The sequence below is a fragment of the Paenibacillus sp. PCH8 genome (assembly GCF_002968835.1).
Taxonomy (GTDB): Bacteria; Bacillota; Bacilli; order Paenibacillales; family Paenibacillaceae; genus Paenibacillus.
Map to the genome: position 1 here is coordinate 2,948,854 of NZ_PKQK01000001.1, position 21,413 is coordinate 2,970,266.

The 21,413-nt window shown below is 47.1% G+C and carries 20 protein-coding genes and 1 pseudogene; 19 read left to right on the forward strand and 2 right to left on the reverse strand.

Annotated elements, in window-relative coordinates; translation table 11 throughout:
- Nucleotides 1-52: 52 nt before the first annotated feature.
- Nucleotides 53-325, reverse strand: a complete 273-nt coding sequence (gene rpsT, locus C0Q44_RS12495; protein ID WP_105407523.1) for a 30S ribosomal protein S20 — start codon at nucleotides 323-325, stop codon at nucleotides 53-55.
- Nucleotides 326-499: 174 nt separating this feature from the next.
- On the opposite strand from rpsT, the gene gpr reads away from it, so the two are divergent.
- From gpr to C0Q44_RS12585, 18 genes and pseudogenes are all read left to right on the forward strand, one after another.
- Nucleotides 500-1,501 carry a GPR endopeptidase gene (gene gpr, locus C0Q44_RS12500; RefSeq protein ID WP_105407524.1) on the forward strand — a complete coding sequence of 334 codons (1,002 nt, stop codon included), beginning with the start codon at nucleotides 500-502 and terminating at the stop codon, nucleotides 1,499-1,501.
- Nucleotides 1,502-1,651: 150 nt separating this feature from the next.
- Nucleotides 1,652-2,947 (forward strand): stage II sporulation protein P, encoded by a 1,296-nt coding sequence (locus C0Q44_RS12505; RefSeq protein WP_105407525.1) that lies wholly within the window; start codon nucleotides 1,652-1,654, stop codon nucleotides 2,945-2,947.
- 64 nt (nucleotides 2,948-3,011) lie between these two features.
- Nucleotides 3,012-3,371, forward strand: a complete 360-nt coding sequence (locus C0Q44_RS12510; protein ID WP_105407526.1) for a hypothetical protein — start codon at nucleotides 3,012-3,014, stop codon at nucleotides 3,369-3,371.
- 144 nt (nucleotides 3,372-3,515) lie between these two features.
- Complete coding sequence (lepA, locus tag C0Q44_RS12515) at nucleotides 3,516-5,330, forward strand: translation elongation factor 4 (protein WP_105407527.1); 1,815 nt, start codon at nucleotides 3,516-3,518, stop codon at nucleotides 5,328-5,330.
- Nucleotides 5,331-5,601: 271 nt separating this feature from the next.
- On the forward strand, nucleotides 5,602-6,786 hold the full coding sequence (gene hemW / locus C0Q44_RS12520) for a radical SAM family heme chaperone HemW (RefSeq protein ID WP_105407528.1): 1,185 nt from the start codon (nucleotides 5,602-5,604) through the stop codon (nucleotides 6,784-6,786).
- Between the two features lie 117 nt (nucleotides 6,787-6,903).
- On the forward strand, nucleotides 6,904-7,374 hold the full coding sequence (locus C0Q44_RS12525; RefSeq protein WP_105407529.1) for an N-acetyltransferase: 471 nt from the start codon (nucleotides 6,904-6,906) through the stop codon (nucleotides 7,372-7,374).
- Between the two features lie 254 nt (nucleotides 7,375-7,628).
- Nucleotides 7,629-8,659 (forward strand): annotated as a pseudogene (hrcA, locus tag C0Q44_RS12530) (heat-inducible transcriptional repressor HrcA).
- A gap of 35 nt (nucleotides 8,660-8,694) precedes the next feature.
- Nucleotides 8,695-9,258, forward strand: a complete 564-nt coding sequence (gene grpE, locus C0Q44_RS12535; RefSeq protein ID WP_105407530.1) for a nucleotide exchange factor GrpE — start codon at nucleotides 8,695-8,697, stop codon at nucleotides 9,256-9,258.
- A 159-nt stretch (nucleotides 9,259-9,417) separates the two neighbouring features.
- The gene (dnaK, locus tag C0Q44_RS12540; protein ID WP_105407531.1) at nucleotides 9,418-11,262 is read left to right on the forward strand and encodes a molecular chaperone DnaK; all 1,845 of its coding nucleotides are present in this window, start codon (nucleotides 9,418-9,420) and stop codon (nucleotides 11,260-11,262) included.
- Nucleotides 11,263-11,391: 129 nt separating this feature from the next.
- Nucleotides 11,392-12,516 carry a molecular chaperone DnaJ gene (dnaJ, locus tag C0Q44_RS12545; RefSeq protein WP_105407532.1) on the forward strand — a complete coding sequence of 375 codons (1,125 nt, stop codon included), beginning with the start codon at nucleotides 11,392-11,394 and terminating at the stop codon, nucleotides 12,514-12,516.
- Between the two features lie 238 nt (nucleotides 12,517-12,754).
- A complete protein-coding gene (locus C0Q44_RS12550) occupies nucleotides 12,755-13,123 on the forward strand; it encodes a hypothetical protein (RefSeq protein WP_105407533.1) in 369 nt (122 codons plus the stop codon).
- 256 nt (nucleotides 13,124-13,379) lie between these two features.
- On the forward strand, nucleotides 13,380-13,559 hold the full coding sequence (locus tag C0Q44_RS12555) for a YfhD family protein (RefSeq protein WP_105407534.1): 180 nt from the start codon (nucleotides 13,380-13,382) through the stop codon (nucleotides 13,557-13,559).
- On the forward strand, nucleotides 13,552-13,944 hold the full coding sequence (locus tag C0Q44_RS12560; protein WP_105407535.1) for a hypothetical protein: 393 nt from the start codon (nucleotides 13,552-13,554) through the stop codon (nucleotides 13,942-13,944). The genes C0Q44_RS12555 and C0Q44_RS12560 overlap by 8 nt, the downstream gene beginning before the upstream one ends.
- 162 nt (nucleotides 13,945-14,106) lie before the next feature.
- The gene (prmA, locus tag C0Q44_RS12565; RefSeq protein ID WP_105407536.1) at nucleotides 14,107-15,072 is read left to right on the forward strand and encodes a 50S ribosomal protein L11 methyltransferase; all 966 of its coding nucleotides are present in this window, start codon (nucleotides 14,107-14,109) and stop codon (nucleotides 15,070-15,072) included.
- A 3-nt stretch (nucleotides 15,073-15,075) separates the two neighbouring features.
- Nucleotides 15,076-15,756, forward strand: a complete 681-nt coding sequence (locus C0Q44_RS12570; RefSeq protein WP_105407537.1) for a site-2 protease family protein — start codon at nucleotides 15,076-15,078, stop codon at nucleotides 15,754-15,756.
- 139 nt (nucleotides 15,757-15,895) lie between these two features.
- Complete coding sequence (locus C0Q44_RS12575; RefSeq protein ID WP_105407538.1) at nucleotides 15,896-16,660, forward strand: RsmE family RNA methyltransferase; 765 nt, start codon at nucleotides 15,896-15,898, stop codon at nucleotides 16,658-16,660.
- 2 nt (nucleotides 16,661-16,662) lie between these two features.
- Nucleotides 16,663-18,009 (forward strand): tRNA (N(6)-L-threonylcarbamoyladenosine(37)-C(2))-methylthiotransferase MtaB, encoded by a 1,347-nt coding sequence (mtaB, locus tag C0Q44_RS12580; protein WP_105407539.1) that lies wholly within the window; start codon nucleotides 16,663-16,665, stop codon nucleotides 18,007-18,009.
- A gap of 113 nt (nucleotides 18,010-18,122) precedes the next feature.
- The gene (locus tag C0Q44_RS12585; protein WP_105407540.1) at nucleotides 18,123-18,557 is read left to right on the forward strand and encodes an NUDIX hydrolase; all 435 of its coding nucleotides are present in this window, start codon (nucleotides 18,123-18,125) and stop codon (nucleotides 18,555-18,557) included.
- Nucleotides 18,558-18,613: 56 nt separating this feature from the next.
- On the opposite strand, the gene C0Q44_RS12590 is transcribed toward C0Q44_RS12585, so the two are convergent.
- A complete protein-coding gene (locus C0Q44_RS12590; RefSeq protein ID WP_105407541.1) occupies nucleotides 18,614-19,615 on the reverse strand; it encodes a Na/Pi cotransporter family protein in 1,002 nt (333 codons plus the stop codon).
- A gap of 385 nt (nucleotides 19,616-20,000) precedes the next feature.
- On the opposite strand from C0Q44_RS12590, the gene C0Q44_RS12595 reads away from it, so the two are divergent.
- Nucleotides 20,001-21,377 (forward strand): class I SAM-dependent rRNA methyltransferase, encoded by a 1,377-nt coding sequence (locus tag C0Q44_RS12595; protein WP_105407542.1) that lies wholly within the window; start codon nucleotides 20,001-20,003, stop codon nucleotides 21,375-21,377.
- The last annotated feature ends 36 nt before the right edge of the window (nucleotides 21,378-21,413 follow it).

Sequence of the window (21,413 nt, forward strand, 5' to 3'; positions counted from 1 at the left end):
GAAAGCCTATGCTGTTCAGGATTTTTCCATTGGATCGTATAAGTAACGCTTCTTACGCTTGTGCGGAAAGAGCGTTCAGTTTTTTCGCCAAGCGAGACTTTTTGCGTGCAGCTGCATTTTTGTGAACCAGACCTTTAGTTACAGCCTTGTCCAGCTTTTTGGAAGCAGCTTGAATCGCAGCTTTTGCAGTATCAACTTCGTTACTTACCAGAGCAGCATCAGCAGCTTTTACAGCTGTACGGAGTGCAGATTTCTGAGAAGCGTTGAGTGCGCGGCGCTTGTCGTTCGTTTTTACGCGTTTAATAGCGGATTTGATGTTTGGCATTACATTCACCTCCTGTAAGGCATTTGCATGAATACAAACGTTTCACAACTTAAAATATTCTATCACGCTAGCATGTAAATTGCAACAGATATTCCTACGATGTTCGACTTGCTGCATAAAGAAACTCTTTTTCCCACACAATATGCTCAAATGCGGTAAGGGAGGCAGGAACAGATGACCCTCGATTTGCAAAACTATACAGTTCGTACCGATTTGGCGATCGACTCCAAGGAAATGGCGCAGGGTGGACAGAAACAGACCATTCCCGGACTTCGGGAAGATATAGAAAAAAAAGAAGGTATCACGATTACGCGTATTGATGTTCTAAATGATGAAGCAGCCAAGGCCATTGGTCGGGTGAAAGGCCACTACGTTACTTTGGAGGTACCATCACTGCGTAATGGAGATACCGAACTACAGGAGCGTGTTGCTGCCGAGTTTACACGTGAAATGGAAGATTTTATGATCAAGGCCGGGATCGACAAAACATCCAAGATCTTGATTGTGGGCCTGGGTAACTTGAATGTCACCCCGGACTCACTTGGCCCACTGGTTGTGGAAAATCTGATGGTGACCCGTCAGTATTTCGAATTGGTGCCGGATCAGGTTGCGCCAGGGTATCGGGAAGTCAGCGCAATTGCTCCCGGAGTTCTCGGTACAACGGGCATTGAATCCAGTGACATCGTACAAGGTATTGTCGACCGTACCAAACCGGATGCTATTATTGCGATTGATGCCCTGGCCTCCCGTTCCCTGGAACGTGTAAATACAACGATTCAGGTTGCAGACATTGGAATCCACCCTGGTTCGGGTATTGGGAACAAACGGCGTGGGTTGACCCGTGAAATATTAGGCGTTCCTTGCATCGCCATCGGAGTACCAACTGTTTGTTATGCGTCTACCATTGTGAACAATGTCATTGAGATGATGCGTTCACACTTCCGTCAGGAAACGGATCAGACGAAACATATCATGGGTATGCTGGACGACATCGGTGAGGAAGATCGACTGAGTCTGGTGAAAGAGGTTCTTGAGCCACTTGGTCATGATCTAATTGTTACACCTAAGGAAATTGATGAGTTTATTGAAGGCATTGCAAATGTTATTGCCACAGGACTTAACGCTGCACTTCATGACGCGGTAAATCCAGATAATGTAGCCGCCTATACACATTAGAACTCCAAGCAAGCCGCTGAGAAGAAGGTCCGAATCTATCGGGCTTTCTTTTTTTTGTTCATGTAATCTTTCATCTTCCAGTTCTATCAAATTGGGCAAGCTCATAGAGTTGAAGTATAAGAGTTGTCCAGCTGGGAAGGAGACAGAAGAATGAACAAGATATTGGCATGGAACATTGGCAAGTGGAAAAAAAGATGTCTGAACGTGCTGGCCATGGGCCGTACGTTGTTGTTGCTTATGATCATATCTGCTCTGTTTTTTGTCGTACTTGGTCTCGGAGGCATGGCAGAGAAACGATTAAATAATTCACCTGTTTCTTCCATGAAAGGTTTTGCAAGTGCCGTATCAAGCCGTTTTTTCGTCGATATGCTGGGCATGGAAATGCCTCATCTCACTCAGAAAGAACAGACCTCTGCCATCTCTGGTGAGAATCTGACCTCTTTTGTATTCCAGTTGCTGACCAATGTAAACCCCCAAGACCCCAAGAGCCTGATTGCGAGAGAAATGCCGGGCATGGGTTCCAATCAACCTGTTTTGCTCCGGCCTGGTTCTGGTAATGAAAAGGCCGAAGCTCCCGAAGATTATCAGCCCGGTCCTGGTCTCACGGATACGGCTTCTGCAAGTGGGGGCAAAACTGGTAGCGAACTGCATGTTCCACCTGGGCAGGATAACACGGATTCGAGTGGTACTGTCGAACCGGGTGATGAGGATGTCACAGAAGATCCTCCCACGAAGAATGGTGAGAAAGACAATGGCGGCTCACCTACAATAGGCAAAAAGTCAGTTCTTATCTATCATTCTCATCCACGGGAAGGTTACAATCCACTACTAGGGACAAAGAGTGACAATCCATCATCCGGTAAATCCACAGGTAATGTGTTTCAAGTGGGAACCTATCTTTCAGAAAGTCTGGAGAAGCTGGGAATCGGGGTAGAGCACGCGAAAGATGATTATCCCACCAAAGTGAAGGACTATAACTGGAACTATTCGTATAAATATTCCCGTCAAACGGTCAAAGCAGCACTTTCCCAGAATGACGATCTTACCTATCTAATAGATATTCATCGCGATTCACAGCGTCATGGCAAAACCACCACAACCATTAATAATTTAGGTTACGCTAAAGTATATTTCATTATTGGACATGAGAATCCGAATTGGCAACAGAATGAAGCTTTTGCGGCGAAAATTCATAAGAAACTGGAAGCCAAGTATCCTGGGGTATCCCGGGGAGTATGGGGCAAGGATGGTGGAGGAGCCAACAACGGAGAGTACAACCAGACACTTTCACCGAACAGTATTTTGATTGAAATCGGGGGCATCGACAATACGGGAGCTGAGCTACAACGTACATCCAAGGTTCTCGCTGATATGATTTCCCAAGTGTATTGGGAGGAGCAGAAGGTGGACAAAGCGAGTGCAGATACGACGTCCCAGGGAGGGTAGGAAATATAGAAGCATATATGAAAGTAAATGAAAAAAAGTAGAGATATGACAGGAGGCGAAGGATATGTCCAGATTCGGTAAAAGATTGTTATCCATCAGTGTATTCATGCTGCTGGGTGTACTGTTTGGAATGCAGCTGGCAGGCAGTAATTTTCACATGGGTAATCCATCGGGTGGCACAACGACAGTTGTGATAACAGACCCGACTTCATCGGCTACCGATTCTGTTCCTGACCCACCTGCCCAACAGGAGGTTAAGAAGACTCCGGTTGTACCTGTTCAGTCCCCGAGTCAGGTGCTCGGTGCAGACCAGACTAAGGCTCCGGTTGATGTGCTCGCTGACAAAACGGCTGGACTTTTGCAAAATCTGTCTCATAGCGGCATGAAGTGGGTAGTCTCCCTTTTTAGCGGAGTGGCTGAATAAAAACCAGTGAATTAAAGGTACAATAAACCTCTCGGAGTTCATAATAGAACCTTTATTATAAAAGTTGAGACATACGGGATTGATGCACTCTGCATCAACTGTTATAATGAAGTGATTGACACTAGGCTGTTTCTGGGGTAAGGAATGACTGATATTCGGGCAAGACAACGTAAAATTCGTAACTTCTCTATTATTGCACATATAGATCACGGCAAATCAACACTTGCGGACCGGATCTTGGAGTACACAGGTGCGCTCACTTCACGTGAAATGCAGGAACAGGTTCTGGATAAGATGGACCTTGAACGTGAACGTGGAATAACGATCAAGCTACAGGCAGTTGCTCTGAGCTACAAAGCTGATGACGGTGAAGAATATTTATTGAATCTGATTGATACACCGGGACACGTAGACTTTACGTATGAAGTATCACGCAGTCTTGCTGCATGTGAAGGTGCGCTGCTGGTTGTGGATGCGGCTCAGGGCATTGAGGCCCAAACACTTGCCAACGTGTATCTGGCATTGGATAACAACCTTGAAATCTTACCGGTTATCAACAAAATCGACCTTCCAAACGCTGATCCTGACCGGGTGAAGCAGGAAGTGGAAGATGTTATTGGACTGGACACAAGTAATGCGGTTTTGGCTTCGGCCAAAGCAGGAATTGGAATCAAAGAGATTTTGGAGCAAGTGGTGCAAAGTGTTCCTGCACCAGAGGGTGATCCTGACCAGCCTTTAAAAGCGCTGATTTTTGACTCACACTATGATCCGTACAAAGGTGTAATCGTCTATGTGCGTGTTATAGACGGCAAGATCAAAACGGGTTCCAAAATCAAAATGATGGCAACAGGTAAATCGTTTGAAGTGATTGAAGTTGGGGTGTTCAAACCTCGCATGACCATCGTGGACGAGCTGAACGTCGGGGATGTTGGATTTATCGTTGCAGGTATCCGGCATGTAGGCGATACCCAAGTCGGGGATACGGTAACAGACGCCAAAAATCCAACGCTTGAACCGCTGTCGGGCTACCGCAAAGTTACTCCAATGGTATACTGCGGTCTCTATCCGATTGAAACATCGGACTATGTTGACCTGCGTGAAGCACTTGAGAAATTACAGTTGAACGATGCGTCTCTGAGCTTTGAACCGGAAACGTCCAGTGCACTCGGTTTTGGATTCCGTTGTGGATTCCTTGGACTGCTTCACATGGACGTTATCCAGGAGCGGATCGAGCGGGAGTTTAACATTCCGTTGATTACAACTGCACCAAGTGTAATCTATCATGTGACCTTGACGAACGGTGAAGTAATGAAAATTGACAACCCATCCAACTATCCTGAGGTAGGACGGATTGATTTTGTCGAGGAACCATACGTTAAGGCGAATATTATCGTACCGAATGATTATGTAGGTACTGTAATGGAGTTGTGTCAGAATAAACGCGGCGAATATGTAAATATGGAATATTTGGACACAACCCGGGTTACCATTAACTATGAGATCCCGTTGTCCGAGATTGTATATGACTTCTTCGACCAGTTGAAATCCGGCACCAAAGGATATGCATCCCTGGATTATGAGTTGTCCGGTTACCGTCAGTCCAATCTGGCGAAAATGGATATTGTACTTAATGGCGAACAGGTTGATGCTCTGTCCTTCATCGTTCACCGTGACCGCGCGTATAACCGCGGACGCATCGTCTGTGAGAAGTTGCGCGAGCTGATTCCACGGCAAATGTTCGAGGTGCCAATTCAGGCATCTGTGGGCACGAAGGTAGTCGCTCGTGAAACCGTAAAAGCATTGCGCAAAAACGTACTTGCCAAATGTTATGGTGGTGACATCTCGCGGAAACGGAAACTGCTTGAGAAGCAGAAGGAAGGTAAGAAGCGGATGAAACAGGTAGGTAACGTTGAGGTACCACAGGAAGCGTTCATGGCGGTACTGAAAATTGATGATTAAGACGTTTGCTTGCAAACGTCACGGGAATCCTTTTGGTACATCAATAATTTGTGTATGAAAGGATAAACAATCTATTTTGAGGTACAACACAGAATGTGTGTATTCAAATTAGATTAAAGAAAATTCATTTTTGGGTACTACACAGCATGTGTGTATCAAAATTGAATTGTAAGACGTTTGTTTGCAAAAATGGTTAACACAGAATACTAAATAACTAAGCTGAAAGGGAAGCCGGATGGCTTTCCTTTTTTCAAATAGAGGGGGACTTGCCATGACATTGGCAGCACACAGCCGGAAGACAGGTGCGCCCCAAGCGGTGTATCTTCACATTCCCTTTTGCACGAATAAATGTTTTTATTGCGACTTTAACTCTTATGTTCTGAAGGATCAACCTGTCATGCAATATCTTGAAGCGCTGGAACGGGAGATGGAACATACGGTCAAAGCGAATCCACCTGGTGAGATCAAGACCATATTTGTAGGTGGGGGTACACCAACGGCTCTGAAATCGGATGAGATGGCCGTATTTCTTCGTTCCGTCAAAACGTATTTCCCGAATTGGGCGGACGACATCGAGTTTTCGATGGAAGCCAACCCGGGAACAACGGATGCGGAGAAGCTCGCTGCGATGAAAGAAGGCGGGGTCAACCGCGTCAGCTTTGGCGTACAGGCTTTTCAAAATGATCTTCTGACGGGCATTGGCCGCATTCATAATACGGATGATGTATATCGCAGTCTGGAGAATGCTCGAAAAGCAGGACTCCATAACCTGTCTATTGACCTGATGTTCGGTTTGCCGAACCAGACCGTAGACATGTTGAATGAGAGTATTGACAAAGCGCTGGAACTGGACCTTCCACATTATTCCATATACAGCCTGAAAGTGGAAGAGAATACACTCTTCCATACCCTGTATCAGAAGAACCAGTTACCACTTCCTCATGAAGATGACGAGCTCGAAATGTATCTTCTATTAATGAGACGGATGAAGGAAGCAGGCTACGGACAATACGAGATCAGTAACTTCGCCAAGCCAGGCTTCGAGAGCCGTCACAATATCACGTACTGGCGTAATGAGGACTACTATGGTCTGGGTGCAGGTGCACACGGATATGTGGGCCGCGAACGTCATATGAATATTAAAGGTATAAATCCATATGTTGAAGCTTCGCGAGCAGGGCTGCCACGTCTGGATCATTTTGAGATCGGCCGTCCAGAGGCGATGGAAGATTACCTGATGGTTGGACTGAGAATGTTGGAGGGTGCATCGGCTTCACGGTTCAGCGAACAGTTCGGAGAGTCTATAGAAGAAGTGTTTGCGAAGCCATTGGGCAAAATGTTGAATGCAGGACTGCTTGAGCGGACGGCAGATGGCTTCAGATTAAGCGAACAGGGTATCCTGTTCGGAAATGACGTTTTTGCGGAGTTTATCGGGTCCATATCGCTGAATTCGTAGCTTGAAATTATATGCGCTCTGTTGTATATTTATTCATATTGTTTTATAGAGCGTGTTATTTTAACAACTACGAAATCAGCTTTCCTCTGGAAAGCTTGGTAATAGGAGGAGAGCAGGATGTCGGTAATATGCAGAAAAGCCGTGCCGGAAGATGTTGAACCACTGTATGAAATGATTAAGGGATATGCAGAGCGTGGGATCATGCTTCCGCGATCACGGGAAATACTGCACCGGCAGCTGGAGCATTTTGTTGTAGCCGAAGTCGATGGTGAGGTAGTGGGCTGTGGATCGCTTTGTCGTTTGGGCAATGATCTGGTGGAAGTCAGATCACTCGGCATCTCGGAAGGCCACAAAGGGCTCGGTATCGGCTCCAGATTACTGGACCGGCTGGTAGAGGAAGCGGAGAAGCAACAGATCCCCAAGGTGATGGCGTTGACATATGAAGTGTCCTTCTTTCTCAAAAATGGCTTTGCTGTGGTGGATAAAGATATTTTCCCCGAGAAAGTATGGACCGACTGTGTTCATTGCAGCAAGCAGGATTGTTGTGATGAGATCGCAGTATTGAAGGAATTGAACGTTTCGGCCTAAAAAACAGAAAGGACTGCATGGATCGAGCCGAGTTAACCTCTGCCATACATGCAGTCCTTTTTACTTCACAATACGTTCAGTAAAGGTGTTAGGACTCGGCGACATTGGTCTATACTACAAATAGATGAGCCCACTCATCAAACTCACTTGACAATGTTCACGTCAGTTTGGTATTTTTGTATTACCGCTTAGCACTCATCTAACCGGAGTGCTAACGACATGGGACAGTACAGTCAGAAGGAGGGATACTCACCATGTTAACTGAGCGTCAACGAATGATACTGAACGCTATAGTGGATGACTATATCCGTTCAGCTGAGCCCGTAGGGTCCCGGAGCATTTCCAAAAGGGAGATGTTGGATACAGTCCGGCGACGATCCGTAATGAAATGGCGGATCTTGAAGATATGGGCTTTCTGGAACAGCCGCATACATCGGCTGGGCGCATCCCTTCCCATAAAGGCTATCGATATTATGTCGATCATTTGGTTCCCTGGAATCAGGTGGAGCCTCAGGAGTTGGATGATCTGAAGTCGTTCTTCGCCGAAAAGCTGAATGTCATGGAACAAGTTATTCAGCATGCATCCAATATTTTGTCACATATGACGAATTATACTTCGATCCTGCTTGGACCGGAAGTATTCCATACGTCCCTTCGTCACTTTCAATTGCTTCCACTTAACGAGAGTGAAGCTGTGGCAATTATCGTGACTAATACAGGTCAGGTGGAGAATAAGACGGTCCAGATTCCACCAGAAATTTCGGTAGCCGAGATGGAGAATGTGGTTCGCCTGTTGAACACCAAACTGGTGGGCGTGCCGATCTACAAATTGAAATCCCGTCTCTACACTGAACTTGGGCAAGAGATGGAACGGCATATTACACGTTATGAGGAAGTCATGAAGGTGCTGGACAGTGCCTTTGACAATGAACATGACAATCGTCTGTTCCTCAGTGGTGCCACCAACATGTTGACTCAACCGGAGTTTAAAGATATCGAAAAGGTAAAAGATATTCTGGACCTGCTGGATGAGACACCAACACTTATGAAATTGATGATGCCCGTGCCGGGTGGATCGGGTATTCAGGTGCGAATTGGCACCGAGAATGATCATGAAGCCTTTGCCAACTGCAGCCTGATTACAGCATCCTATTCATTGGATGGCGAGGCGCTGGGCTCCATTGGTATCCTGGGACCCACGCGGATGGATTACGCACGTGTCATTCATATTTTAAATACATTATCCCGTGATTTGACGGCGATGCTGACGCATCGTTTCAAATAAAGGGAACCATTTATTTGTATAAGGAGGTGAACATCTTGAAAGAGGAGCAATCATTCACAGAGGAACAAGAAGTAACTGCAGCTGAGCAGGAGCCTGTTAATGAAGCCGGAGCTGCAGAAGCACAGGCTGAAGAAATAGCTGATCATGAGCAGAATGAGCTTGCACGTTTGAAGGCAGAAGCTGAAGAGCAACAGCAGCGTTATGTTCGTGCACAGGCTGATTTTGACAACTTCCGTCGTCGTACTCAGAAGGAAAAAGAAGAGTTGGCTAAATACGCTTCGATGAAGCTGGTCACCGAATTGGTACCGGTTATGGATAACTTCGAACGCGCCATGGCTACTGTACCGGAAGGAACAGAGTCCGAATCTTTCTCCAAAGGAATGCAAATGATCTTCCGTCAATTCGAAACAGTGATGACTAATGAAGGTCTGACGACGATGAAATCGGTAGGACAACCGTTCAATCCTGAATTCCACCAAGCAATCATGCAAGTGGAGAGCGACGAATATGAAGAAGGTATCGTTGTTGAGGAAGTCCAAAAAGGCTACATGCTGAAGGATAAAGTGCTTCGTCCGGCTATGGTTAAAGTCAGCTCATAATCCTTATAGGAACTAATGAGTTAACTCCGTGGTTGAGCAATGTGGGCGAAGTTTAATATAAAGGTTTGTACACATAGAGCACGATTAGCAACATGAACATGCAATAAGGGGTCATCATTGACCCATTCATTTTAAATTGTTGAGGGAGGAAATTTTTCAATGAGTAAAGTAATTGGTATTGACTTAGGAACAACCAACTCATGCGTAGCTGTGATGGAAGGCGGCGAGCCTGTCGTAATTCCAAATCCGGAGGGCGCACGTACAACCCCATCCGTGGTAGGCTTCAAAAAAGACGGAGAGCGCGTAGTTGGTGAAACAGCGAAGCGTCAAGCGATCACGAACCCGGATCGTACTATCATGTCAATTAAACGTCACATGGGTACTTCCCACAAGGAAACAATCGATAGCAAAGACTACTCTGCACAAGAGATCTCTGCGATTATCCTGCAAAAATTGAAATCCGATGCTGAAGCTTATCTGGGCCAAACGGTAACTCAAGCCGTTATCACAGTACCGGCTTACTTCAATGACAGTCAACGTCAAGCGACTAAAGATGCTGGTAAAATTGCTGGTCTGGAAGTTCTGCGTATCGTCAACGAGCCAACAGCAGCAGCTTTGGCATACGGTATGGAGAAATCCGAAGACCAAACGATCCTCGTATATGACCTGGGTGGCGGTACATTCGACGTATCGATTCTTGAGCTGGGTGACGGCTTCTTCGAAGTTAAAGCAACGAGTGGCGATAACAAACTGGGTGGCGATGACTTCGACCAAGTGATCATTGACTATCTCGTAAGTGAATTCAAAAAAGATCAAGGTATTGACTTGAGTAAAGATAAAGCAGCGGTTCAACGTTTGAAAGATGCAGCGGAAAAAGCGAAAAAAGAACTTTCCGGCGTATTGACTACAACGATCTCCCTGCCGTTCATCACTGTAGCTGATGGCGTTCCTCAGCATTTGGAGTTGAACCTGAGCCGTGCAAAATTCGAAGAAATCTCTGAAGGTCTGGTTGAGCGTACGCTTGAGCCAACACGTCGTGCATTAAGCGATGCGGGTATGACGGCTAACGATATCAACAAGATCGTATTGGTGGGTGGTTCCACACGTATTCCAGCAGTACAGGAAGCGATCAAAAAACTGACAGGTAAAGAGCCTCACAAGGGTGTTAACCCGGATGAAGTTGTAGCTTTGGGTGCTGCTGTACAAGCGGGCGTACTGACAGGTGATGTGAAAGACGTTGTATTGCTTGACGTAACTCCATTGTCCCTGGGTATCGAAACAGCAGGTGGCGTATTTACTAAAATGATCGAGCGCAATACAACGATTCCTACAAGCAAATCCCAAGTATTCTCCACGTATGCAGACAATCAACCAAGCGTTGAGATTCATGTCCTGCAAGGCGAGCGCGAGATGGCAGCGGGTAACAAATCACTTGGACGTTTCATGCTCGGAGATATCCCTCCAGCTCCACGTGGCGTTCCGCAGATCGAAGTTAGCTTCGATATTGATGCCAACGGTATTGTTAACGTATCTGCAACAGATAAAGGTACCAACAAAACTCAGAAAATCACGATCACTTCTTCCAGCGGTTTGAGCGATGCTGAAGTGGAGCAAATGATGAAAGATGCTGAGTTGCATGCTGAAGAAGATAAAAAACGCAAAGAACTCGTTGAAGCAAAAAACAGCGCAGATCAACTGATCTACTCTGTTGACAAAACGATCAAAGATCTTGGCGAAAAAGCAGATGCTGGCGAAGTTGAAAAAGCGAATGCTGCAAAAGAAAAACTGCAAGGTGTCCTGGCTTCCGACAACCTGGAAGATATCAAGGCGGCTACAGAAGAACTGACTGAGATCGTTCAACAACTGTCCGTGAAACTGTATGAGCAAGCACAGGCGCAAGAGCAAGAAGCGCAAGGTGCAGATGAGCAACAAGGTTCCGCTAAACGTGACAACGTCGTAGACGCTGATTACGAAGTTGTGGACGAAGACAAAAAACAAAATTAATTTGCAGTTCTTCGCGAATTAAACATCGGTGACGTTCGGATCAAGGGGAAAGTCATAGCCGGGGCTCCCGTGCTTTGGCTTTCCTTTTGTCACGATGTGCGATATGTTGAATGATATGGGGGTGGAAGAGTGGCTGAAAAACGTGATTATTATGAGGTACTTGGCGTTAGTAAAACGGCTAACGACGAGGATATCAAAAAGGCTTACCGTAAGCTTGCCCGTCAGTATCACCCTGACGTAAACAAGGCTGCTGATGCGGAAGCCAAATTTAAGGAAGTTAAAGAAGCTTACGATGTAGTAAGTGATGGTCAAAAGCGTGCACAGTATGATCAATATGGTCATGTTGATCCGAATCAGGGTGGATTCGGTGGTGGCGGTGATTTTGGCGGCGGCGGCTTTGGCGATATCTTCGATATGTTCTTTGGCGGCGGTGGCAACGGACGGCGTGATCCAAATGCTCCGCAGCGCGGGAATGATCTGCAATACACGATGACAATCGAGTTCAAGGAAGCTGTATTCGGCAAAGAAACCGATATTACGATTCCGCGTACCGAAGGCTGTGATACCTGTCATGGCTCAGGTGCCAAACCTGGAACGAAACCGGAAACCTGCTCCGTATGCCACGGTAGCGGTCAGCAGGAAGTCGTGCAAAATACACCGTTTGGTCGTATGGTTAATCGCCGTGCATGTTCGAACTGTAGCGGTTCAGGCCAAATTATTAAAGAAAAATGTACAACTTGTAGTGGTAGCGGTAAAGTACGCAAGCAACGTAAAATCCATGTTCGCATTCCAGCGGGTGTAGATGATGGGGCGCAACTGCGTATGACAGGTGAAGGCGAGGGAGGTCTGAGAGGTGGACCTGCTGGCGATCTGTATATTGTCATTCGTGTGAAAACCCATGATTTCTTCGAGCGTGAAGGGGACGATATTTATTGCGAAATCCCGCTTACCTTTGCTCAGGCAGCTTTGGGGGATGAGGTTGAGATCCCGACGCTGTCTGAAAAAGTGAAGTTAAAAGTACCAGCCGGTACACAAACGGGAACGTATTTCCGTCTTAAAGGCAAAGGTGTACCACGCCTGCGCGGTATGGGGCAAGGGGATCAGCATGTGAAAGTGGTTGTGGTTACACCGAGTAAGCTGAATGACGAACAGAAAGATTTGCTTCGTCAGATTGCTGCACTGGATGGAGAGCAAACGCATGAACATGAACAATCCTTCTTTGATAGAGTGAAACGTGCCTTCCGTGGCGACTGAGGATAGATATCGTAGCAATTCCAAAAGGACACTTTAGCGGGTTAACCGCAGAGTGTCCTTTTTTGCGTACAGTGGAGTGGTTTTGAGTAGTTTCCCAGACACACGAATATACAACGAGGAAAAGACAGCAATTCGTGGGAGCATTTCGGTATATTCTCAGCAAAGTTGCGGAAAGATAGCATGGCGAGAAAGATATGCATAGCTGATATGCGAGAAATTAGGGAAGCAGGTGAAGTGGATGACCGAGAAAAATATTTTGGCGTACTTTCACAGCCCGGAGCAGGCTCAAGGCGCAGCCAAAAAACTGGAGGCATTGCGAGTGGAGGACCTGTCGATTAATCGATTCAGCCGATATGCGGGTGTCGGACCAAGCGGAGCTTCCTATAAGCCGGGCGTTTCCGGTAGTTTTTCATCATGGGTACCCGATTCGATGCAGACCAATGCCAGTGCTGGAATCATGGCTGCGGCGGATCCGTCCGCAAGTGGCATGAGTGATGGTGGACAAGGCGGACCAACCGGAAGAGATGTATTACTGACTGTAGTCGTTGACGAAGGGGTACATCACCGCGCTATGTCCATTATCGAACAAGCCGGTGGAATGATCTAGTTTCAGAAATCTATAAAGATGAACAGAGAGTTACACTTTAACGGAGAGTGTAGAACCAATCTGAAGAAGCGAAGCGTTCGCCTAAAAGCTTTCTCAAGAAAGCTACTTCGGAAGCATACGCTATCCCCGGATTTCTCCCTTTAAGAAGGGAGTTGAAGAAATCTGGGGATAACAGCGATCGGAGGATGGGACTACAATCGGAGTGTTACAGTGTAACACTTCTTAGTTCATTTTAATTTGAAGGAGGAGCATTACAATGGCAGAACATGAACGTCCAGGCAAGATTCTTACGAAAACGGAAAAGATGAAACGAATGCAGTCTGCCAAAAATGAGGATGTGGAATTCAGTGCTGAAGCTGCGGATCACGAAGATATAGAAGCTTTGCGCCGCGGTGAAGCGGCTGATCGACGTCAGGGACGGGAACTTCATGACTGAAGATCGCTCGGCTGTGACTCTTGAAGCTGTTTTTACAAGTTGGTCTGAAGCCGAGTCTGCACGCAGAGCTCTGGAATTGCTGCACCCGAATCAATTGAGTATCGAGAGCCTTCGTAACGAAGGTTCTGCAATGGATTCAAATGTTGTAACGGGTGCAGATCAATCTCCTACGGCTGTTGTCGGAGGATTCAGTGGTGAACTGAATGTACTTGCCCTGATTAGCGATGAGACTGAAATGTTGTCAGGGGGTCAGGTGTATGATACGCCTGAAGAAGATTCGGCAAACAGGCTGAAGCATCAAATTCTGTTGACCGTATCTGTATCCAATGATTCTCTCCCGCAGGCCGCTGAGATGATCACACGGAACGGTGGACGTTTTTGCTGAGGGAGTTCAAACAGATTGTGATGAATACAAGACAGGATATTCGGACAGCCAGGCTGTGGATATCCTGTTTTGTTTTTCTTTTACTGGTGCGGCTTTGTACTCCGGCTCGCTTGTGTAGTACAATAGTTGGGATGTTTGAAAAATGAGGAGGAACAACCAAGTATGTTATGGCATGAACTAACAATACATACCACAGAAGAAGCTGTGGAGATGATTTCGAATTTTTTACATGAAGCGGGTGCTGGAGGAGTTTCAATAGAAGAATCCGGTACTTTAAATAAAAAACGTGACACGACGTATGGTGAATTATACGACGTTCCTTTGAATGATATCCCGGAAGGCTTTGCGGTCATCAAAGGGTACTTCTCTGAAGGCACGGATATGGTAGCGTTACAGTCTGAAGTTAGTCCGAGAATTGATGAACTCACCGAATTCGAAATCGATACGGGTGAAGTTCGTTATGAGACTCGTACAGTGGATGAAGATGACTGGGCGACAGCCTGGAAGCAATACTTTAAGCCGGTACGTGTATCGGAACGTCTAACCATTAAACCAACGTGGGAAGAGTACACCCCAGAGAGTTCAGACGAGAAAATCATTGAGCTTGATCCAGGCATGGCTTTTGGTACAGGAACCCACCCAACAACTTCACTTTGCTTGCGCACACTGGAAACAGTGATTCAAGGTGGCGAAGAAGTTATTGACGTAGGTACAGGTTCAGGCATTCTGGCCATTGGAGCTGTGAAGCTTGGCGCCAAACATGTGCTCGCGCTGGACCTCGATCCGGTTGCAGTAACCAGTGCAAGAGAGAATGTGGAACTCAATAAGCTGGAGCAACACATTACTGTGAAAGAAAGCGATCTGCTGTCCGTGCTTGGGAATCAGGACCCTGCACTTGGCGTAAAACTGCCGGTTAAGATTATCGTTGCGAACATTCTGGCAGAGATCATTTTACTGTTCGTCGATGATGTCTATAACGCGCTTGAGTCTGGCGGTATTTATATTGTTTCGGGCATATGGAAGAACAAGGAGCAGGTTGTGCAAGATGCACTGGTGGCATCCGGATTTGAAGTGAGTGCAATCCATCGTGATGAGGACTGGCTCGCTTATGTAGCCAGAAAGAGGTAACGCATGGATTTCCTGGAACGGTTCTTTCGTTATCCGATCGATCAGCTACCGTTCTTCCTGCTGACGATCCTGATCGCATTTACGGTGCATGAATTCTCGCATGCGTATTTTGCCAACAAATTTGGTGATCCGACGGCCAAGCTACTGGGTCGGGTTACACTTAATCCGGTTGTACATTTTGACTTCTTGGGTGTGCTGTTACTTGTGATTGCTGGCTTCGGCTGGGCGCGTCCGGTACCGGTTAATCGGGCGAACTTTGATAAGCCGAGATTGATGGGGACTATCGTATCTGTCGTAGGTCCTCTGAGTAATCTGGTGCTCGCCATTATTGGTGCCATTGTGTATGGTTGTCTGTTCGGATCAGGCGTACTGGGCACCATCGAGAATGAGCGGGTGGTTACAGCACTGATGACGTTTTTACCTTTGTTCAGCATAACGAACTTTTTCCTATTTATGTTTAATCTAATTCCTCTTCCGCCATTGGATGGTTATCGTATTCTTGAAGATGTATTGCCACCGTCCCTCAGTCGCAAGCTGCAGGGTGTGGAACAATGGTCCATCTTTGTTTTCCTGTTGATTCTAGTTATCCCACCGTTGCAGGCTGTAACGATTCAACCGTTATATGTATTTGCAAATAACATGTATATGGATCTGGTAGGTCTGATTATCGAGTTATACCGCTAGTGAACGGTCAGCAATTTGGGCTGATATACTGGTCAGATAGACATAAAAGTTGTATGATCATCTGTGGCGATTGGATTCACGCCAGCCCATTAGGGCCGGGTGAATTCAGTCATAACAGGACAGAATGGGTGGACAGACGATGCAACGATATTTTGTATCTGCAGAACAGTTTAACGAACACGCTGTCATCATCACGGGTGATGATGCACGCCATATTGGCAAGGTCATGCGTGGCAAACCTGGAGATAAACTGATTGTCAGTGACGGAAACTCCAGAGAAGCTTTAGTGGCAATTGAGAGCATCGAAACAGGTCAAGTAACGGCAAATATTGTAGAACCCCTGGCTATGGACCATGAAGCACGGATCCGCGTAACTGTGGCTCAGAGCTTGCCCAAAGGCGACAAGATGGAGACGGTCATCCAGAGATGTACCGAGATTGGGGCGGTATCCTTTGTACCTTTCCTTTCGGAACGTACGATTGTGCAATATGATGCGAAGAAAGAAGGCAAACGATTGGAGCGGTGGCGGAAAATTGCCAAGGAAGCTGCCGAGCAGAGTCACCGGAATCGTATTCCATCCATCGAGCAGCCACTTTCCTGGAAAGGGCTGTTATCTTCTTTTGAGGCCTATCATTTGGTATGTTATTGTTATGAGAAGGAAAACGGCAAGCAACTGAGAGATGCATTGAAGCCGTTCATCGAGCAGCTTGCACCTGATGCAAGTGCAGAAGTATTGATTGTTGTTGGACCTGAGGGTGGATTTTCCGAAAAGGAGACGATGGAAGCCGATCAGGCAGGTGCTGTATCTGTTGGACTGGGCAAACGCATTTTGCGTGCCGAGACAGCGGGCATGGCTGCACTAACTTGCGTGCTATATGAATCCGGAGAAATGGGAGGAATGTAATTATGCCATCCGTGGCGTTTTACACCTTAGGCTGCAAAGTTAATTTCTATGATACAGAGGCGATATGGCAATTGTTCAAAAACGAAGGATACGATCAAGTGGACTTTGACGAACAGACAGCGGATGTATACTTGATTAATACTTGTACAGTGACCAATACCGGCGACAAAAAGAGCCGCCAAATTATCCGTCGTGCCATTCGGCGCAACCCGGATGCGATTGTGGCCGTTACAGGCTGCTATGCGCAGACTTCTCCGGCAGAGATTCTGGACATCCCGGGTGTGGATCTCGTTATCGGTACGCAGGACCGTGACAAAATCCTGCCATATGTCAATGAAATTCAGGAGTCCCGTCAACCCGTCAACGCCGTGCGTAATATTATGAAGACTCGGGTGTTCGAAGAGATGGATGTACCGGATTTTGCTGATCGCACTCGCGCATTCCTGAAGATTCAGGATGGCTGCAATAACTTTTGCACATTCTGTATTATTCCTTGGTCGCGTGGACTCTCCCGTAGCAGGGAAGCGAACAGCATCGTTCAGCAAGCTCATCAACTGGTTCAGGCCGGATACAAGGAAATTGTTCTGACAGGTATTCATACGGGTGGATACGGGGATGACATGGAGAATTACGATCTGACCGATCTGTTGTGGGATCTGGATAAAGTGGAGGGCTTGGAACGAATTCGGATTAGCTCGATTGAAGCCAGCCAGATTGACGATCGCATGCTGGACGTGATTCAACGTTCGGACAAGCTGGTTCGTCACTTCCACATTCCGTTGCAAGCAGGCGATGATACCGTATTGAAACGCATGCGCCGCAAATATACGACAGAAGAGTTCTATAATAAAATGCTTCGCATTCGGGAAGCAATGCCTGATGTAGCTATTACGACAGACATTATTGTTGGATTCCCGGGTGAGACAGATGAGATGTACCGTAATGGCTATGAGCTGATGCGGAGAATCGGTTTCTCAGAAATGCACGTATTCCCTTATTCCAAACGCACCGGTACACCAGCTGCACGAATGGAAGATCAGGTGCATGAAGAAGTCAAAAATGCACGTGTACATGAACTGATTGAGTTGTCCGAGCAGATGCAACTGGATTACGCCAAGCAGTTTGTCGGAGAGATACTGGAGGTCATTCCTGAAGGGGAAGCCAAAGGCCGTGAGGGAAGTGGCAAATTGCACGGTTACAGCGACAACTACATTCAGCTGGTCTTTGACGGTACCATGGACATGGTCGGTAAAGTGTGCCGTGTCAAAGTGGTTGAAGCTGGTGTGAACGAAAGTCAGGCTACACTGGTACGTGTGTTGGAAGAAAATCTCAAGTCCGCCGCGATGTAATCGGGCGTCAGAAACAAGGATTTCATTTCCTTGGGGGAGCTTACCCGGGGAGATGAGGTCCTTCTTTTGCAAAAAATAAGATAAACATATCGAAGCCGATGGGAGAGAGCAGAATGAACAAAAAAGAAATTTCAGCAGGTGGAGTTGTCTATAGAACAGGGGAAGGCGGACAGCTTCAAATTCAGCTCATTGTAGATCGTTATGGAAAAACAACTCTCGCCAAGGGCAAGATGGAAGATGGAGAAACCGTGGAACAGACGGCACTTCGCGAAATTCTGGAAGAAACGGGTATGGTGGGCCGCATTATAGAGCCGGTTGATATCATCGCGTATACGTATCAGCATGCAGAGTTAGGACCTGTGGACAAGGAAGTTCATTACTACCTCGTTGAAGCGGAAAGTGGGGACCTTCAGCCCCAGATTGAAGAAATCAAGGGTGTGGATTGGTACGCTCCAGAAGAAGCGTGGTCCCTACAGCAGCAGAGCGGATATGATAATAACGATGATGTTATACGTGTAGCACTGAACAAATTGGGCATTAACGTATAACACAACGGTTAGTGTCCGGCTATCCTTACAATCTGTGGGTCAAAACAGGCATTATATCAAACCACGGGTGACTTCACCGCCGGGGTGGAGACCGGTGGTTTTTGGTGCCAGATCGGCAAGTAACAGAAAGGCAGTGCAAGCAGTGAGCTGGTGATGTTAAAAAGGGTCTGGGCATGCGCGATCTGTGCCCCGAGGTCCGCTGACAGCCAGGCCGAAGCTGCATGCAGCTGGCCGATCAGCGGCATAAAGAGAAACGCTCCCGTAATGTTCAATACAACATGGGAGGCTGCAACAAATTTGCCTGCGGAAGCTCCGCCCGCGGCAGCAATAACTGCGGTGATGCAGGTCCCTACGTTGGACCCGATCACAATAGCGATGCCGATCTCCACAGGCAATACCCCTGTGGATGCGAGCGTAATCGCCATGCTAATGACAGCTGCACTGCTGTGAATGAGGGCGGTCAGGCAGACACCTGCCAGGAAGCCCCACCACAAACTGTCAGCCGAGCGGTCGAGAAACCACTGAAATACGCCCATGCTCCGTAGTGGCAAGGCAATGGATTGCATCACCTGAATGCCTGTCATGACGAGGGCGAATCCGGCAGCTGCGAGAAAGCTGTACTGGATGTTGAACAGCGTCCGGCGCGAGCGCTCTGGAGCTGCCAGATTGCGTTCACCTAGTACAACGAAAATGGCCCAGCCTGTCAGCGACAGGACGAGCAGTGGCAGAGAAGCACGTCCAATCTGTAATCCAACTAGTTCTGTCGTCAGGCACGTCCCAATGTTGGTGCCCAAAATGATGCCGAGTGTGCGTCCATAGGTAATCAATCGGGCATTAGCTAGTCCAATGGTGAGCACAGTAACGGCCGTACTGCTCTGTAGCAGGGCCGTTGCCCCCGCACTGAAAGCCATGCCTTTCCATGGAGCTGAGGTAGCCCGATTGAGCCAACCTGCGAGCATCGGCCCTGCCATGCGCTGCAAGGCTGTCTCCATCAGTTTCATGCCACCAAAAAAGATAATAAGCCCATATAACAGGGGCAATATAACATCTCTAAACATGAGAAACATCATTCCTTCCGTCCGGTTCCTTAACTCATCCTATGAGTAAGTAAAGACAACCATGACAAGCCGAAGGAATTCAGAGAAAGCGAACCTCCCTCAATTCAAGTATCTTAACTGCCACACCCCAATTCGAAAGATACGGTGATTCGTGCAAACGTAGCGAAGAAGACGAAATTGTTACCGAAGAAGCGAAGCGTGCGCCTAAAAGCTTTCTGAAAGAAAGCTACATCGGAAGCATATACTATCCCCGGATTTTCCCTTTAAGAAAGGGAATCGAAAAAAATCTGGGGATAACAGCGATCAGAGGAACAATTCGTCGCCGTAGCGTCTCCTTTGCTCCAAACCTATCTTTTCAACTAACTATGAAAGAAGTGGATCAACCTTGTCATCAGTAACATTAGAACGCAGTCGCAAAAAGCGGCTTGAACATGCACATCCATGGATATTTAACAACGAAATTGCTTCAGTTGAGGGGAACCCGGAACCGGGAGATCTAGTCAATGTTTTGAATCATCAAGGTCGCTATCTAGCGACAGGATACTACAATCCTGCATCTCAAATTACGGTTAGAGTTGTAGCCTATCAACCTTTGGAGTTGGAACAGATGGACACTGCATTCTTCGCAGCGCGTTTCCGCGATTGCTTGCGGCACCGGGAACGCTTTGTCCAAGATGGCGAAGCATACCGCCTTGTTTATGGTGAAGCTGATTTCCTGCCCGGATTGATCGTTGACCGATTCGGTAGCGTCCTCGTTGTACAGTTGCTTACACTGGGTATGGATCGTTGTCGTGAAGCCATCGTGCAGGCACTCATTGAAGTGATGCAGCCAGAAGGCATCTATGAGCGTAGTGATGTTTCCATACGTGAACTTGAAGGTCTGGAGCAGATCAAAGGTCCGTTATATGGTGAGTGTCCGCGTCATGTTACGGTTACAGAGAACGGTTTGCTCATCAAAGTTGATATCGTGGAAGGCCAGAAGACAGGTTATTTCTTCGACCAACGCGAGAATCGTGCAGCGATCGAACCGCTCATGAAGGGTTGGGGGTACAAGAGTGGAATTATGCTACAACCGACCGAGCTGGATGGTGTTGAACAGCTGCTGCCTGTGAATAAAAGCGGCAAGGTCGTGACCTTCCCTTATTGGGATGGTGCCACAGTGCTGGAGTGCTTCTCACACACAGGCAGTTTTACTTTGAATGCTTGCAAGTACGGAGCCAAAAAAGTGACATGTCTTGATATTTCGGAGCATGCCATTGAGAGTGCGCGAACCAATGTGGAGTTGAACGGTTTTACCGACCGTGTCGAGTTCGTGGTTGCCGATGCGTTCCAATATTTGCGTGAACAAGTCAAAGGTCTGGATGAACGTACTGCACGTGCGCGTGCAGGCGAACAGAAAGTAGATACATCCAAAGCGCTTGCATCTGGCGGTAAAACGTTTGATGTGGTCATTCTCGACCCTCCGGCGTTCGCCAAAACCAAATCAGCCGTCAAAGGTGCATGCCGTGGGTATAAAGATATCAACCTGCAAGGGATGAAACTGGTCAATGAGGGCGGATATCTGGTTACAGCCAGCTGTTCGTACCATATGCGTCCTGATCTTTTCCTGGATACAATAGCGGATGCAGCAGAAGATGCAGGCAAAGTGTTGCGTCTGATTGACTGGAAGGCGGCTGGTAAAGATCATCCTCAGATTTTGGGCGTAGACGAAGGTCATTACCTGAAATTTGCTATTTTTGAAGTGCGCAGTAAAAAGAATTAATTAAATGAACTCGGATTAAATTCAAAACGGATATTA

Coding starts and splice junctions, on each gene's coding strand:
- dnaK (WP_105407531.1), top strand. CDS start 9,418: ATGAGTAAAGTAATTGGTATTGACTTAGGAACAACCAACTCATGCGTA.
- C0Q44_RS12525 (WP_105407529.1), top strand. CDS start 6,904: ATGTCGGTAATATGCAGAAAAGCCGTGCCGGAAGATGTTGAACCACTG.
- C0Q44_RS12585 (WP_105407540.1), top strand. CDS start 18,123: ATGAACAAAAAAGAAATTTCAGCAGGTGGAGTTGTCTATAGAACAGGG.
- rpsT (WP_105407523.1), bottom strand. CDS start 325: ATGCCAAACATCAAATCCGCTATTAAACGCGTAAAAACGAACGACAAG.
- mtaB (WP_105407539.1), top strand. CDS start 16,663: ATGCCATCCGTGGCGTTTTACACCTTAGGCTGCAAAGTTAATTTCTAT.
- prmA (WP_105407536.1), top strand. CDS start 14,107: ATGTTATGGCATGAACTAACAATACATACCACAGAAGAAGCTGTGGAG.
- C0Q44_RS12590 (WP_105407541.1), bottom strand. CDS start 19,615: ATGTTTAGAGATGTTATATTGCCCCTGTTATATGGGCTTATTATCTTT.
- C0Q44_RS12555 (WP_105407534.1), top strand. CDS start 13,380: ATGGCAGAACATGAACGTCCAGGCAAGATTCTTACGAAAACGGAAAAG.
- C0Q44_RS12550 (WP_105407533.1), top strand. CDS start 12,755: ATGACCGAGAAAAATATTTTGGCGTACTTTCACAGCCCGGAGCAGGCT.
- C0Q44_RS12510 (WP_105407526.1), top strand. CDS start 3,012: ATGTCCAGATTCGGTAAAAGATTGTTATCCATCAGTGTATTCATGCTG.
- gpr (WP_105407524.1), top strand. CDS start 500: ATGACCCTCGATTTGCAAAACTATACAGTTCGTACCGATTTGGCGATC.
- C0Q44_RS12570 (WP_105407537.1), top strand. CDS start 15,076: ATGGATTTCCTGGAACGGTTCTTTCGTTATCCGATCGATCAGCTACCG.
- lepA (WP_105407527.1), top strand. CDS start 3,516: ATGACTGATATTCGGGCAAGACAACGTAAAATTCGTAACTTCTCTATT.
- hemW (WP_105407528.1), top strand. CDS start 5,602: ATGACATTGGCAGCACACAGCCGGAAGACAGGTGCGCCCCAAGCGGTG.
- C0Q44_RS12505 (WP_105407525.1), top strand. CDS start 1,652: ATGAACAAGATATTGGCATGGAACATTGGCAAGTGGAAAAAAAGATGT.
- C0Q44_RS12560 (WP_105407535.1), top strand. CDS start 13,552: ATGACTGAAGATCGCTCGGCTGTGACTCTTGAAGCTGTTTTTACAAGT.
- C0Q44_RS12575 (WP_105407538.1), top strand. CDS start 15,896: ATGCAACGATATTTTGTATCTGCAGAACAGTTTAACGAACACGCTGTC.